This window comes from Paenibacillus sp. MT86, assembly GCF_058792535.1.
The window spans coordinates 2207462-2223316 of the sequence record NZ_CM179499.1; the positions used below are offsets into that span (position 1 = coordinate 2207462).

Annotated in this window: 12 protein-coding genes; 9 read left to right on the forward strand and 3 right to left on the reverse strand. The window is 52.2% G+C overall.

Annotation, left to right across the window (positions count from 1 at the left end; translation table 11 throughout):
• Position 1: 1 nt before the first annotated feature.
• The 3 genes from helD (at position 2) to bcbE (ending at position 5738) form a co-directional block, all read left to right on the forward strand.
• Positions 2–2332, forward strand: a complete 2331-nt coding sequence (helD, locus tag AC3RCL_RS09530; RefSeq protein WP_492535262.1) for an RNA polymerase recycling motor HelD — start codon at positions 2–4, stop codon at positions 2330–2332.
• Positions 2333–2644: 312 nt separating this feature from the next.
• Positions 2645–4348 carry a methyl-accepting chemotaxis protein gene (locus AC3RCL_RS09535; protein WP_492535263.1) on the forward strand — a complete coding sequence of 568 codons (1704 nt, stop codon included), beginning with the start codon at positions 2645–2647 and terminating at the stop codon, positions 4346–4348.
• Positions 4349–4433: 85 nt separating this feature from the next.
• Positions 4434–5738, forward strand: coding sequence for a bacillibactin exporter BcbE (gene bcbE / locus AC3RCL_RS09540; RefSeq protein ID WP_306436892.1), 1305 nt, complete (start codon positions 4434–4436; stop codon positions 5736–5738).
• Between the two features lie 124 nt (positions 5739–5862).
• Here bcbE and AC3RCL_RS09545 read toward each other — a convergent pair whose 3' ends face one another.
• Together AC3RCL_RS09545 and AC3RCL_RS09550 are read right to left on the reverse strand one after the other, a co-directional pair.
• Complete coding sequence (locus AC3RCL_RS09545) at positions 5863–7101, reverse strand: MFS transporter (protein ID WP_492535264.1); 1239 nt, start codon at positions 7099–7101, stop codon at positions 5863–5865.
• On the reverse strand, positions 7094–7558 hold the full coding sequence (locus AC3RCL_RS09550) for a MarR family winged helix-turn-helix transcriptional regulator (protein ID WP_036663997.1): 465 nt from the start codon (positions 7556–7558) through the stop codon (positions 7094–7096). The genes AC3RCL_RS09545 and AC3RCL_RS09550 overlap by 8 nt, the downstream gene beginning before the upstream one ends.
• Positions 7559–7780: 222 nt before the next feature.
• Here AC3RCL_RS09550 and AC3RCL_RS09555 point away from each other — a divergent pair, with 222 nt between their 5' ends.
• From AC3RCL_RS09555 to AC3RCL_RS09570, 4 genes are all read left to right on the forward strand, one after another.
• On the forward strand, positions 7781–8518 hold the full coding sequence (locus tag AC3RCL_RS09555) for a glycerophosphodiester phosphodiesterase (RefSeq protein WP_492535265.1): 738 nt from the start codon (positions 7781–7783) through the stop codon (positions 8516–8518).
• Positions 8519–8522: 4 nt separating this feature from the next.
• Positions 8523–9731 (forward strand): SLC45 family MFS transporter, encoded by a 1209-nt coding sequence (locus AC3RCL_RS09560; RefSeq protein WP_492535266.1) that lies wholly within the window; start codon positions 8523–8525, stop codon positions 9729–9731.
• Positions 9732–9877: 146 nt separating this feature from the next.
• Positions 9878–10888 carry a LacI family DNA-binding transcriptional regulator gene (locus AC3RCL_RS09565; protein ID WP_492535267.1) on the forward strand — a complete coding sequence of 337 codons (1011 nt, stop codon included), beginning with the start codon at positions 9878–9880 and terminating at the stop codon, positions 10886–10888.
• A 109-nt stretch (positions 10889–10997) separates the two neighbouring features.
• Positions 10998–14219, forward strand: a complete 3222-nt coding sequence (locus tag AC3RCL_RS09570; RefSeq protein WP_492535268.1) for a cellobiose phosphorylase — start codon at positions 10998–11000, stop codon at positions 14217–14219.
• Positions 14220–14290: 71 nt separating this feature from the next.
• Here the strand turns inward: AC3RCL_RS09570 and AC3RCL_RS09575 are convergent, their stop codons facing one another.
• A complete protein-coding gene (locus AC3RCL_RS09575) occupies positions 14291–14464 on the reverse strand; it encodes a glycine zipper domain-containing protein (RefSeq protein WP_015736392.1) in 174 nt (57 codons plus the stop codon).
• A gap of 230 nt (positions 14465–14694) precedes the next feature.
• Between AC3RCL_RS09575 and AC3RCL_RS09580 the strand changes: the two genes are divergently transcribed.
• Both AC3RCL_RS09580 and AC3RCL_RS09585 read left to right on the forward strand, forming a co-directional pair.
• Entirely contained in the window at positions 14695–15318 is a 624-nt protein-coding gene (locus AC3RCL_RS09580; protein WP_015736391.1) for a TraX family protein, read from the forward strand.
• Between the two features lie 56 nt (positions 15319–15374).
• The gene (locus AC3RCL_RS09585) at positions 15375–15806 is read left to right on the forward strand and encodes a hypothetical protein (RefSeq protein ID WP_015736390.1); all 432 of its coding nucleotides are present in this window, start codon (positions 15375–15377) and stop codon (positions 15804–15806) included.
• Positions 15807–15855 lie beyond the last annotated feature (49 nt).

Below are 15855 nucleotides of genomic sequence, written 5' to 3' on the forward strand. Positions count from 1 at the left end.
AATGGCTATCAGCGATCAAGATTGGAAAGAGGAACAGGCGCGGGTAACGGAAGTAACAGCAAAAATCGGAAATAAAATATCCCAGCTGGAAGCGAGCGTCGGCGATATCCGTGAAGTCGTCATTGACATGCGGAAGGACTTCTGGGACGAAGTTACGGTAAACTTCAGCAACCCGGACGATTTGGGCGAAACGTCCACCAACCTGAGACAGCAGTCGCAGGTGCTCGCCGAACGCGAGCATGCTCATCTGCAGTCCAGCAAGCTGCTTAAAAAGTACAGGAAGCTGGTGGAATCCCCATACTTCGGACGCATTGACTTTCAGGAGGATGGAACTGCGGAGACGGAAACCATTTATTTGGGAACAGGTTCTTTTTTGGACGAAAAGATGGAGACGTTTCTGGTTTACGACTGGCGCGCACCGATCTCGAGCCTGTATTACGACGGTGCGCCGGGCCCTGCCCAATATGAGACGCCTTCGGGTACGGTCAAGGGCGAAATGCTGCTTAAGCGCCAATTCGTTATCCATCACGGCGAGATCAAGGTGCTGTTCGATACCGGCGTGACCATCGGAGATGAACTGCTGCAGCAGGTGCTCAGCCATAGCGCGGATGACCGCATGAAGAGTATCGTGGCTACGATTCAGAAGGAACAGAACGCGGTCATCCGAAATGACAAAACCCGCATGCTGATCGTGCAGGGGGCTGCCGGAAGCGGAAAGACCTCGGCTGCACTGCAAAGGGTGGCTTATCTGCTGTACAAGTACCGGGAGACGCTCCGGGCCGACCAGATGATCCTGTTCTCCCCGAATCCGCTGTTCAACAGCTATGTGTCCACGGTGCTTCCCGAGCTCGGCGAGGACAATATGCAGCAGACGACCTTCCAGTCCTATCTGGAGCACCGGCTCGGTAAGGAGTTCGATCTCGAAGACGTGTTCACTCAGACGGAAACCCTGTTGAACGCGGATGATTCGCCGCGTTACCGGGCACGCTTGGAGAGCATATCGTATAAATCCTCGGGGGCTTATCTGGACACCATCAGACGATACAAGGAGCTGCTGGAAAAGGGAGGCATGCTCTTTAAGCCGGTCGTATTCCAGGGGAAGGTGATTGTCAGCTCGGAGGAGATGGCATCGCAGTTCTATGGCTATGATTCGGCGGTTAAGCTCGCTGGCCGCATTGATCTGATGAAGGAATGGATGCTTAAGCGCCTGTCGGAGTTTGCCCAGACCGAGAAAGATGCCCCGTGGGTAGAAGAGCAAATTCAGCTGCTGGATACGGAAGATTACCAACGGGCCTTTCAAACGATGAGACGCAAGCAAAACCGGAAGGCAGACACGTTTGACGATTTCGATAAGGAAAAAGACGTCCTTGCGAAAATGGTGGTCAGCAGCCGGCTCAAGCCGCTTCGACGTTGGATCAAGCGGTTCCGGTATGTGGACGTCAAGGGTATGTACCGTAAATTGTACACGGACGAATCCTTATTCCGCCGGGCGGCGGGAAATTTGGAGACGCTCCCTGAACATTGGGATGAAATATGCAATCTTACCGTTGCGTCCCTGGACGACAAAGCATTGCTTTACGAAGACGCCACGCCGTTTCTCTATTTGAAGGAACTGCTGCAAGGGTTCCGTACGAATACGTCGATACGCCATGTCATTGTCGATGAAGTTCAGGATTATTCCGCATTTCAGCTGGAGTTCCTGAAGCGTTTGTTCCCGCGGGCCAAAATGACGGTGCTGGGGGACCTCAACCAAGCCATTTATGCTCATGGAGAGGCACTCGGAAGCTTGGAGAATCTGGTGAGTCTGTATGGCGAAGAGGATACGGAGGTCATTAATCTGACCCAAAGCTACCGGTCGACGTATGAAATCGTTAACTTCACGCGACAAATGATACCGGGCGGGGAGCGGATCGTTCCTTTCAACCGGCAAGGCGAAGCTCCTCGAGTCGTTCGGGTGAACGATGAAGAAGAACTTCATGGCGCGATCGTATCCGATATCCGCGAGCTTCATGAGCAGGGATTCCAATACGTTGCGGTGATCTGCCGGACAGAAGAGGAGAGCAGGCGCGTACATCAGCAGCTGTCGGCGGATATCTCCGCCCGCTTAATCACCAAAACCACGCCGGCCTTTGAAAAGGGAACGCTGGTGGTTCCCGCCTACTTGGCCAAAGGCGTGGAGTTTGACGCGGTGATTATCTATAACGGCGCCGAGGACGTGTACCACCGGGAAAGCGATCGTAAGCTGTTCTACACGGCATGTACGCGTGCCATGCATAAACTGCATGTCTATCATATCGGGGAGAAGAGTCACTTTATCTCCGATCAAGCTTAAAGGAAAAAGGTCTGCCTGAGCCCGTCTCAGGCGGGCCTCTTTTTGCATGATGACTATATGAAAGTCAAACCCGTTTTCATAGCGGAGGTAAAAAATGGAATGTAGTATTGTAAGTAATTTATGGCATTTGTTATACCATAAGGAGGGAGTTATCCAAAATTTATCAACATTTGACCGGTGATTAATAAATTTTTTTCAATTATTTTCGAGTTAAGCGATTTCACGGTAGTCCTGCCTATTCACTCTTGACACAAATTTGACGAAAAAAGGAATGGGGGTATATTACTTATATCAAAGGTCGGGTGCTTGCGGATGAAGATAAAAACAAAATTAATTCTTTCGTCTACGATACTTGCGACGGTTACGGCGGTTATCGTAATCATTGCGTTTATCACATCGAATATGACGGAGAAGAGGTTCAGCAAGATTATTGAAGAGGACCAGAAGGTCATTTATAACCTGACGCAATTGGAGACCCTGTTGACGGGCGTTTCCAATGATGAGCGGGGCTACTTATTGACCGGGGATTCGACCTTTGCAGATTCATTGAAATCGAAACAGGAGTCCGTCGTCAAACTCATGGCCGAAACCAAAGGCTTAATGACGGCAGAAGAAGACCAGAAGGTATTTAACGAGATTGAAGCCGGTTATGTCGTATACTCCGAGGCCATTGCCGAGGTATTGAACAAATTGGGGTATGACACCGGTTTTTACAAGGCGGTCCCTTTCCGGGTGTACGAAGCTGCCTTTAACAAGGAGCGGGAAGTGCGCAAGTCATTTAGCGAGCTGATCGCAAAGTTTACGGTACATAAAAATGAAACCCTGGCGAAGCAGGCTGATCAGATTGCGGCCAGCAGCCGGTTTCAGAATTTGATCATCATGCTGATCGGAGCGGCCGCCGTCGTTTATTTTGCCATACAGGGCTATCTCCTGACCCGTTCGATCCGTCCGTTGAACCAGATGAGCAGTCAGCTTCTGAAGATTGCCGAAGGCGGGGGTGATCTGGTTACCCGATTACACATTACAACGAAAGATGAAATCAGGGATGTAGCCGATGCTTATAATAAATTGGTCGATGGCTTCAGGGAGCTGGTCGTCCAAGTGCAGGATACTGCAGGTAAAGTGGGTATCGCTGCTTCGACGCTGCATTCGACGACAGAGGAAATCCGTCAAGCCTCCCACCAAACGTCCGGGATTATGGAAGAGCTGGCTGCCGGGGTAGAGAACCAGCTGCAGGATACGGAGGAAACGACGGCGACCGTTACGGATATGGCGGAAGGCATGAAGCATATCGCGCTTGCAGCCCAAGACGTTTCCGGGCTGGCGGCAGCGGCGAACAAGCTTGCGGCTGAAGGGGAACAGGCACTTGTACATACGCTAACCCAGATGGAAGGCATCCGTACCAGCGTGGACCAATCTGCGCAATCCGTGCGTGCGCTCGGAGAGAAGGCCTCCAACATCGGGGCGATGGGACAGATCATCATCGAAATTGCGGAGCAGACCTCACTGCTTGCCTTGAATGCCTCCATTGAGGCCGCTCGGGCTGGCGAACATGGCAGAGGTTTTGCGGTCGTCGCCGCAGAGGTCCGGAATTTGGCTGATCAGGCATCGAACTCCTCCGTCGAAATCAGACAGTTCGTTCACGAGCTGCAGCAAGACATCGTGAATCTGGCCGGCGTGATGGAACAGGGAACCCGCGAAGTAACCGAAGGCATGAACGTGGCGCAAGGAGCCGAGCGAGCCTTTAAGGAAATCGAGCAGTCGGTCGGCGAATTGAACGGTCAGATTCAAAGCGTCACCGCTGCAACCGAACAGATGAATTCGGGAGCCGGGGAGCTCGTTCAAGCGATCCGTCGAATCCAGGAGGTCACGGAGACGACGGCAGGCGGTACGCAAAGCGTCAGTGCCGCAACGGAAGAGCAACTGGCGTCCATGGAAGAAATCACAAATTCCGTTGAAGATCTTAACGTGATGTCTGGCAAGCTTCGTCAGTTGATGTCCGGCTTTAAAGTATAATTAAGGAAAAATTGCATATGGGAAAAAACGGCCACCTTGCCGTCATGCATATTCTGGGCGAAAGAACCTACAATATGGATGACAGATAACGCAAAGGTGGTCTTCTCTCATGGAAAACAAGAAATGGGATCTGGTTGCCCTAGCATCCATACCACTCATCATGACGTTAGGCAATTCCATGCTGATTCCCATTTTGCCGCAAATTTCCAAAGTTTTAGGGATCAGCTCCTTCAAAGTGAGTATGCTGATAACGGTGTATGCTGTTGTAGCCATCTTGCTGATTCCGATCGCCGGGTATTTGTCGGATCGGTATGGAAGAAAGAAGATCATCATCCCGAGTCTGATTATTGCGGCGTTAGGCGGAGCTGTGTCCGCGGTAGCTGCCTGGCTGCTAAGCGGGACAGGGGCGTATTATGTCATATTAGCCGGCCGGTTTCTACAGGGAATCGGCGCAGCGGGGGCTTTCCCGATCGTCATCCCGCTTGTCGGCGACATGTTCAAAGAGGAAGAAGAGGTTAGCAAAAGCCTGGGAATCATCGAAACCTCCAACACGTTCGGTAAGGTTGTCAGTCCGATATTGGGTGCGCTGCTGGGAAGCTTCATCTGGTTCTTGCCCTTCATATCGATTCCGGTTCTATGCCTGATTTCACTCGTGCTCGTCATTTTTCTCGTGAAGACGCCAAAGTCGAATAACAATGATAAACAATCTCTGCGTGAGTTTTTGAAAACGACCAAGGGGGTTTTGCATGAGAAGGGAAGATGGTTGTATGCGATATTCGCCATCGGCGGCATCGCAATGTTTGGCGTATTCGGCGTTCTTTTTTATTTGTCGGAGACGCTGGAAAGCACTTACAAATTACATGGCGTAGTAAAAGGATTGGTGCTTGCAATTCCACTGGCTTTATTATGCCTATCTTCTTATTTAGCCGGTAAATTTACGGGCAAAAACAAAGCGGCAAAGAAGTGGACCGGTTTCGCCGGCATGGTTATTTTGACGGCTTCCCTGATCGTCACCGGCTTTAGCGAACAGATCTATTTTGTCGTCGGTATGATGACGCTTGGCGGTATCGGGATCGGCATGGTGCTGCCGTGCATGGATACGCTGCTGACGGAAGGCGTGGAGAAGGAGCAGCGCGGCACCATCACCTCGCTTTACAGCAGCATGCGTTTTATCGGGGTATCGCTGGGGCCGCCGGTCGTTTCTCTCCTGCTGGGCGCGAACCACTGGGTGATGTTTGGCACGCTGGCAGCCGTGGCGGCTGTAGGCGGCCTGCTTACGTTGTTCGCGGTGAAGCCGGAGGCAAAAGAAGACGATTCCGGAGGGAATTCATACCGGGTCGATTTCAAGAAACCGCAAGGATTGAAAAAGAAAGGTCTTGTCCATAAATAATGGACAAGACCTTTTCTCATATGCCGGGTCCGTTTGGATGGCCGATCCCTTTCCTTGTGGCCAAGCATCATCCCGGTTTTCGTGCATTCCGGCTGACGAAGCTTTTTCGTTATCGCTTTGTTCGTTAACCTGCCGCGGTAGCCTCGGTGTCCTCGACTGCCGTGGTGGATTGGGAACGCGACTTGCCGGCTGCCTGCATGATGATATAAATCAGGATCAACAGCACGAGCGCAATCGCCGAGTATCGGTACATGATGGCATAGGATGTAGATTTGGCGATGGCGCCGAGCGCGATCGAGCCGATGGCCACGCCGAAATCCAGGGAGTTGAAGAACATGCCGTTGGCCATGCCGCGCTGCAGCGGATGAACCTCCTGAATCATCCAGGTCTGGATGGACGGCTGCATCGCCCCAAAGCCTATGCCGTAGCAAAGTGCCGATAACAGCATGGATCCCGTCGATGTGGCGAAGGTAAGCAGGAGCAAACCGGATACCATCAGAATCGCAGCGGGTATAACAAGCGCCTTATGTCCGTACCGGTCATAAATTCTGCCGGAGAACGGCCGTACGAGAATGATGGCAATGGCGTTGAACAAGAAAAAATACTGGGGATTCCGGAGGTGAGCCTCCGCTCCGAACAATGCCATGAAGCTCAGCAATCCGCCGTACGTAATCGACATCAAAAAGTTGAGGACGCTGGGAAGGATCAGCTTTTTGTTGAAGGAGCCCTTCGGTTTATCCTCAACTCGGGGTTGAACCGCTGCAGGGCGCTCCGCGTTCCGTTTAGCCGCTCTTGATGTCAGGAGGTAGGCGAGAGGGAAGATCAGAAGGTTGATGATGACCGTGATGATCACGAGCGGAGTGAAACCGCCGCTTTGCAGCAGCGTCAAGCCGATCATGGGACCGATCGACATGGCAAGCGTAGTGGATAGCCCAAAATACCCCATGCCCTCGCCCAAGCGTTTGATTGGAATGACATCCGATGCCATGGTTGGAAACGAGGTGCTTGTCATCCCAAAGCCGATGCCGAACAATATGCGCATCAGCAGCAGGAAGGCTATGCCGCTCGCCCAGTAATAACCGAGCGTGGCTGCCAGGGAAATCAGCAGCCCGACGTACAGCAGCAGCCTCAGCTTTCCTTTTTCCAGCGCTTTGCTTGATACGAAGCGGGACGCGATCGCACTGAAGGCGAACAGGCTGGTTATGAGGCTCACCTGCAAGGGGCTTGCCGTGAACGCCTCCTTGGCGTATGCGGGCAGCGTGGTCAGCATCATCTGCAGGGTCAGGAACAGAAAAAGGTTGCTGACCATCAACGTGATGAATTCTTTGGTCCATAGCGGTTGTTTCGTGTTGATATCATTCATGTGGAACATCTCTCCTGTTGTTGTGTAAGTTGTGTATGTTGGCATTGATGCGCGAGAGTGTGTCCCAGAACATCTCCAATTGCTTCTCGTCAATGCCCTCGATTAATTGGCTTCCGCATTGACTTTCGATGGCTGTGGTCGCTTCAATCAGTTCCTTGCCTGTATCTGTCAAAAAGAGCTGAAAAGCTCTTCGGTCGTTAACCGATACGGCTTTGCGAGTGTATCCTTTTTTCTCGAGCAGGTCCAGAATACGGGTTGTCGTGGGTTGGTCTTTGTCCGCTTTGGCGGCAACTTCCTTCTGATTCAGGCCCTCGTGCTCGCCGATGTGGTACAGAACCAGCCATTGCTCGGGGGTGATGTCATAGGGCTTCAGGGCATTGGCAAACAATTGGGATGCGCGCCGATAGGTGTAACCCAGATGAAAACCGATGGAAGGGTTGCGTTTAGGTATTTTCAAGAAAAAGTCACACCTTTCATTTCAGGTTTTCAAAAATACTTGTCTAAACAATTATATGCCTGACATGCAAATTGGTCAATCATTTGAAAAATTAATTAGGACATGACAGGGTTTCATCAACCGATGTGGAATATGAAAAATGGAATGATAACATAGCTCTAACATTTGCGAGCTATATTTATAGTACAAAACCAAAACTTAATCACTCAGGAGGAAGTACAAATGTCACAATTGATCAATTTCGCGCACCGCGGGTCATCGGCCATATGCCCCGAGAATACGATGGCTGCCTTTGCCAAAGGCTTGGAGCAGGGAGCTACCGGGATCGAAACCGACGTCCAAATGACGAAGGACGGAAAGCTGGTATTGATCCATGACGAGAGCGTCGCCCGCACGACGGGGGCCGAGGGGCTTGTCAAGGATTATACATACGACGAGCTGGCCAAGCTGGACGCAGGCTCATGGTTTGGTGCCGATTTCCAAGGCGAACGGATTCCGCTGCTGGAAGAGCTGCTGGAATTAACCCAAAACCGCGGCACGATTGTTAATATCGAGCTGAAGAACGGAACGATCCTATACCCCGAGCTGGAAAAGCGCGTGATTGAGGCTGTAAGGCATTACAACATGGCAGAGCAAATCGTCATTTCGAGCTTCAATCATTATTCCCTGGTGGAATGCAAACTTATTGATCCAGAAATTCGTACCGGGCTGCTGTACGGCGAAGGGCTGTACCAGCCGTGGGAATACGCCAAATTGGCTAAAGCGGATGCCCTGCACGCATACCATCGGGCGGTTCTGCCGGAGTGGGTAACGGAAGCGAAGCAGCATGGCGTCGCCTATCATCCGTGGACCGTGAATGACGAGGGACGGATGAAAGAGTTGATGGATGCGGGCGTTGCGGGCATCATTACGGATTATCCGGATGTGCTGAACGGACTGCTGCAAACCAAGGGAGCGTGACTTTGTGAGGAAAACATGGCTGCTGGGATTCGGCTTTTTCAGCATTAGCATTACCTGGGCGCTGTACAATGCGTTTGTGCCCTACTTTCTGGAGGATTACATATCCAGTGTCGCATGGATCGGTTTTTTTATGACGATCGACAATTACTTTGCCTTGTTCTTGCAGCCATGGATTGGAAGCCGAAGCGACCGTACCCACACCCGGTACGGCAGAAGAATGCCTTACCTGCTTATCGGAATGCCGCTAGGCGCTTTGTTTACGGCCATGATTCCGTTTCATAACGGAATGGCGACGTTGTTGCTGTTCATGGTCCTCATGAACCTGGCCATGAGCCTGTATCGTTCGCCAACCGTTTCATTGATGCCGGATATAACGGAAGAGAAGCGGCGCACCAGAGCCAACGGCATCATTAACTTTATGGGCGGCTTGGGGTCCATATTGGCATTCGGCGTGGGCTCGGTGCTGTACAGCACCCATGCGACGCTGCCTTTCATTGCAGCTGCCGGCGTAACGCTTGTCTCTTTGTTCATTCTGAAGACGTTCATCCAAGAGAAACGCGACGCTCCGGGCTATCAAGCCCAGACGGCCGCCAGAGCCAAAATTTCCTTTAAAAGCCAAATCAATCGAACGACGGTGCTGCTGCTGGCAGCCATATTCTTCTGGTTCGTGGCGTACCAAGGGGTTGAGACGCTGTTTACGCTGTACGGGAAGAATGAGATGGGGCTGACGGAATCGCAGGCGTCCTTTTCCTTGACGTTTTTTTCGCTCGCCTTCGTTCTGTTTGCGATTCCCAGCGGATGGCTTGGCGGTAAATTCGGGAAGAAACGGCTGATCCTGATCGGCGTCAGCGGGCTGCTGATTGTCTTTGCGCTCGTCCCGTGGGTAGAATCGCTGCTGCTGCTTCGCGTACTGCTGACCGTTGGCGGATTGTTTTGGGCCTGCATCAATATCAATTCTTACCCTTTCATCGTATCGACCGGTTCGGAGGACAGCATCGGAACGCGGACAGGAATGTACTATTTGGTATCTTCGCTGGCGGCGATATCGTCGCCGCCTCTGCTGGGCAAGCTTATTGACGGAATGGGGTATTCGATCCTGTTTTATTGCGCCGCCGGCAGCATGCTGCTTGCGCTGATCTGCATGCTGATGATTCGTCATCAGGAAACGGATCATTCCGCTAAAGCGCAGAACGCCTCCGCCAGCTTGTCCTAGCCGTTGTCATTTGGAAAACCGGGAGTTTTAGCTCCTGCCCGGATGTGCGGAATAACATTGACGAGTGCCTGCCGGCACAGGTAGTATTTAATACCAGAGAGATGGTTTTAGATTATGTCGGCGAAGGGCAGGAGCTGATTCCAAGGTTGACAACGATTTACGATATTGCGAAGAAAACAGGTTATTCGCCTACGACGGTATCCAAAGTCTTCAACAATTATCCCGACGTCCGGGAAAAGACGAGGGTCAAGATCCTGGAAACCGCGAAGGAAATGGGGTATCTTCCAAACGCCAATGCCAGGTCGCTTACGACCAAGCGATCCTGGACTATCGGCATTCTTTTTGTTGAAGCCACGGGAGCCGGAATTCGGCATCCCTATTTTGGAGCCGTCATCGAAAGCTTTAAGAAAATCTCCGTATCCAAAGGGTATGACCTGATGTTCATTTCCAAGGATGTCGGCGGCCGAAGAAGCAGTTACGTGGAGCATTGCAAAATCAGGGGCGTCGACGGCGTTGTGGTCATCCTGTCGAGCAACGATGATCCCGATTTCCAGGAGCTGCTGGATAGCGGCATTCCGTGCGTCATTCTGGATTCGTCACCGGAGCATGTGCATTCGGTTTACTCCGACAATATCGGAGGCAGCATGCTGGCAATCCGGTATTTGCACTCGCTTGGCCATCGCAGCATTGCCCATATTTCGGGCGGATTGAATACGTTTGCAGGCGAGCAGCGCCAACATGGCTATGAAACAGCGCTGCGTGAGCTGGATCTGAACCTAAGGGAAGAGTACATAACCGGCAGCGATTTTTACTCCACCGAGAGCGGATACGAAGCCATGAAGAGGCTGCTTGCGCTTGAGGATCGGCCGACAGCCGTTTACGCCGCTGGGGATTTGCTCGCGCTTGGAGCGATTCGTGCCGTGCTGGACCAGGGCCTGAGCGTGCCGGGAGACGTGTCGGTCATCGGCTTTGACGATATTGAAATGTCCCGCTACATTACCCCTGCATTAACGACGGTCCGCCAGGATACGGAGCAGCTTGGCAAGGTTGCCGCGGAGATCCTTCTTTCTTCAATCGAAGAGCGGGATACCGCCGTGAAGTCGGTTATGCTGCCAGTCGAATTAATGATCCGGGAGTCCTGCCGCCCGGTCACCTAAGGTGAACCTAAAGAGCAGGGTTCATTTTTAACCCGTTTCGAAACCGGTTTCGAAACGGGCGGCTTCTTGATTTCAACGAATGATGCACTCATTTAAGGAGGATTTGAACATGCCCAATTATCGTTTTGAGAAGGATGCCTTTGTTATCGAGCAGTATGATCTCGCCAAGCCGTTTTCCAGCTTCCTGCCGGGGATTGCCGGATTGAAGGGGATACCGATGTGGACCTTTTACGTCAATCGGGGCCAAGGGATAAGCAGTTTCGGCATACGCGACAAGAATTCGCCGATCATGGAATTCTCGCCGGCCAATATCTCGTATAAGAACGTATCCGCCACCGGCTTCCGCACGTTTATCAAGATGGCCGGGACGCCGGCCGTATATGAGCCGTTCCAATCCTTTCAGCCGGACACGAAGGCACGGAGAACGATGCTGATTCGTCAGAATGAGCTGGTCATCGAGGAGGAGCATGCAGATAAAGGGCTTCGAACATCGGTGTCGTATTTCCAGCTGCCCGGTGAAGATTTTGCCGCGCTCGTCCGCCAGGTCAGCGTGACGAATATCGGGGCCCGGACGGAATCGCTTGAGCTGCTGGACGGTATGCCGGAGATTCTGCCTTACGGCGTCGAGAACAGCGGGTACAAGGAGGTCGGCAATCTGCTGCGAAGCTGGATGGAAGTGAAGAATCTGGACCGGGGCATACCATTCTATAAGGTTCGCTCCAGTACGCATGATGAGGCGGAGGTTACCGAAGTTACGAACGGCCATTTCTATCTGTCGTTTGATCAGCACGGGAATTTGATCAAACCGATCGTAGATTTTGAGCTGATATTCGGCGGAAACACTTCATTGATCCACCCCGATCGATTTGCCGCGGGTTCGATCGAATCCTTGGCGCAAGCCACGCCGTATCCTGTGAACAAAGTGCCATGCGGCTTCAGCGGATTATCGGCGCGGCTTGAGCCTGGGGAGACGGCAACGGTGTATACGCTGGTTGGTCATGTGAACGATATCGGCAAAATCAACAAACGCTCGAAAGATTTGTGTTCGCCTGCCTATATCCTCGATAAACGGAAGGAGGCATCGGCATTGATCCGGCAATTAACCGATGACGTATCTACCCAAACAGGGTTGCCTGTATTTGATGAATACAGCCGGCAGTCCTATCTGGACAATTTCCTGCGGGGCGGTTATCCGTTCATATTCGATAACGGGAAGGAAGGCGCGGTCGTCCACCTCTATTCCCGCAAGCACGGGGATCCGGAGCGGGACTATAACTTTTTCTCGCTGGCCCCGGAATATTATTCACAAGGGAACGGCAATTTCCGGGACATGAATCAGAACCGCCGAAATGATGTGTTTTTCAATCCGAAGGTGGGCACGTTCAACATCCGGATGTTCTTCAGCCTCATTCAAGCCGACGGTTATAATCCCCTTAGCGTAGAAGGCACGAGGTTTCGAGTAGCCCCAGGCATGGAGGGGGAATTGGAGGAGCTGCTGCAAGCCTCCGCGGCTCGGGAGGATTACGATAAGCTCGCGAAGGCATGTGCCGGGGATTTCACCCCGGGCAAAATCATTAACGCGATATCGGATCAAGGCATTCGGCTGGCGATCGACGAGGAACGGTTCTTATCGGGATTGCTGACGATATCCGAACAGCATTTTGCGGCTTCGTTCGGCGAAGGCTTCTGGTCGGACCACTGGACCTATAACATGGATTTGGTTGATGGTTTCCTGGATATTTATCCCGACAAATATGAAGAGCTGCTGTTTGGCGAGAATGCCTATACATTCTTTGACAGCCCGGTATATGTGCTCCCGCGGAGCGAGAAGGTTGTGATCAGCCGGGGCAAGGTTCGCCAGTACGGCGCGCTGCTGGAGGACGAGGAGAAGCTGAATAAGCTCGGCAGAAAGCGGAACGCGGCGGAATGGCTGCGGGGGAATGGCGGACAAGGCGACATTTACCGTACGAATCTGTTTGTCAAAATGATCTCGTTATCCCTCAATAAAATGGCAACGCTCGATCCTTACGGGATGGGGGTTGAGATGGAGGCAAACAAGCCGGGCTGGAATGACGCGATGAACGGATTGCCGGGTCTGTTCGGCTCCGGGATGAGCGAAACGATGGAATTGAAGCGTATGGTGGCATTCATTGTGGAGGCTGCCGAGCGGTTCGGTCATCATACGGTGATGGTGCCGGAGGAAATCGCCTCTTATTTAGAGGGCGTATATGATGCCGTGCAGCAATATCAAACCGGCGTTTTGGACTCCTTCCGATATTGGGATCGGGTAGCTGGGCAGCGCGAGTCTTATCGGGCATCCGTCCGATACGGCATCAGCGGCCTGGAGGTCGAGATTCCGGTGAAGCGCGTAAAGAGGATATACGCGGCTTTCCTGGACAAGATTGAAGAAGGGATTCAGCGTGCCGAGCAGCTGGGAGGCGGAATCGTTCCAACGTACTTCCGCTTTGAAGCGGAGCGGTTCGAAGAAATCCGGGATGCGGAGGGCAGCCCGGTCATCACCCGCTATGGCTTGCCTGCCGCCAAAGTGTTGGAATTCAAAGCATATGCGCTTCCGCATTTTCTCGAAGCCCCGGCTCGGGGAATGAAGCTCGCCAATGAAGGTCAGGCGAGAGCGATGTATGATCGGATCAAGGCTTCCGATTTATATGATGCCGCGCTGGGGATGTATAAGACGTCCGTCAGCCTGGAAGGGGAAGGCGATGAAATCGGACGCATCCGCGCATTCACGGCCGGCTGGCTGGAGCGGGAATCCGTATTTTTGCATATGACCTATAAATACTTGCTTTCCTTATTAAAAGCGGGACTGTACGACGAGTTTTTCTCGGAAATCAAAACATCGCTTATCCCATTTCTGGACCCGGCCGTTTATGGACGCAGCACCCTGGAAAATTCATCGTTCATCGCCAGCAGCGTCAATCCGGATCCCCATGTGCATGGACGCGGTTTTGTGGCAAGGCTGAGCGGATCGACGGCCGAATTCTTAAGCATGTGGATTATGATGATGGCCGGAAAAAAAGTATTCCGTTATGAGGACAACGAGCTTCAGCTTCATCTGAACCCGGTGCTTCCGGCTTGGCTGTTTGACGAGCGGCAGGAGGTGTCGTTCACCTTCCTCGGTTCCGTCAAGGTAACGTATCGCAGCGAGCGCGCGGCAAATACGTTCGGACAGGACGGCGTTGCGATTCAGCGGTTCACCTTGACGACGGCGGGAGGAGACACGTTCGAGGTTGACGGCCCCCTACTTACGGGCAAGTGGGCCCATGAAGTCCGTAACGGAAACATCCGGTCCATTCTTGCAGTCATGGGGTAAGTTTTACGGAACCCGAATAGACCACCCGATTCTAGCCGGGTGGTCTATTCCTTGTTCTTTGGCGTTTTCGTTTATTCTTGGGGCGGCCTTTTGTTCTTGTTTGTCATGGCGGAGCCGAACGATATGCCGATGGCAACACCGATTGCTATGCCAATAGCAATATTATTCATTGCCACTCCAATCGCCACGCCCACGCCGATCCCCATGCATATGCCTAAGGCCATGTTGTTTTTTTTCTTTTCCATCGGGCAGTCACCTCCAGCTGAGAAGATGTTGATACTAGGATTCAAACCAGCGTTTCCTTCGTCCTCAAGCTGCCTTTGTTCTTATTATATAGGATATCGGACATGGATGCCGGATACCCAATTCTTCATCTTTTCTCCGCTTGCAAGTCCCCTGTTTGCAACCCATAATAGATATATCGATTCCACATACATAACGAATGTTCATCTTACCGTGCGAGGAGGGGGTTATCATGCAGTGGATCGCCATGCTGACGATGCTGATTGATCATATCGGGCTTGTGTTTTTTCCGCATCAGGAGATGTGGAGAATCATCGGCCGCATCGCATTTCCAATCTATGTTTACGCTCTCGTGCAGGGACACCGCTACACTTCATCGAGACCCAAGTATATCGCACGGCTGGCCGTTATTGCAGCGGTCTCCCAAATTCCGTACCAGCTTGCGCTGGATCCCGAAGGGCTGAACGTGGTCGTAACCTTGTTGGCCGGAGCCTTGGTTCTTTATGTGCTGGAACGATCGGATTCCCGGCTGCTATCATGGATGGTGGTTGTTGCAGCCTGTGCGTTGATGAGTGAGTTTCCGTTTGATTACGGAGCCTACGGCTTGCTGTTGATCTTGATTTTCCGATATGCTCAGGCCGGCTGGCTCGTTCCGCTTCATATGTTATTGAACCTGCTGTTCTGGTTCCTTAATGATTGGGAGCTGCAGATGTGGAGCGTGATCCCGACGGCCGTGATAGCTTATGGCCCTCATCTATGGAGAAAACTGGAGTCCGTCCGGGTGAGCCGCTGGGTATGGCGTTCATTTTATCCGCTGCATTTACTGGCTATTGCCGTATTGCGGGTGTTTATATAACAGAAGATTTTTAGGTTAATGCCTCATGGACTGATTATGTACAAGGAGAGACATTCATGCAGAATATCGCAATCGCTGCCTGCATCCTATTGTTCGCGGCAGCGGGTTACATCGCATTTATGAATTCCAAATTAATTGCGGATAAAAAGCGGGAAGCATACATTCCTCCGCCTGCTTCGGAATATACCGTTTATATGACGCCTCAATTCACCGAGGAGGACAAAAGGACGCTGAGTCCGATCGGCGTCATGGAATTTCGCGATCCGCAAGGCTTGATGAAGGTATATCTTTGCCGGGTTAAAAATGAATCCGAAGACTTGAAGCTGGAGCAAGCCGGCAACGTGTTTCTTCATCATCTGACCAAGGCCAGGGACACCGGCACGCTGATGTTTTATCGGACCGTGGAGGAAGCGCTGCAGGGGCCGGAGGAGAAGAGCTTAACCGACCGTCTGTCTGCAGCCGCGAAAAAAAAGGCGAGGACAGAATAGGCCGAACCGGGTCAATCCACCCTGTTGCGGGGTAATAGAGAAATAAAAG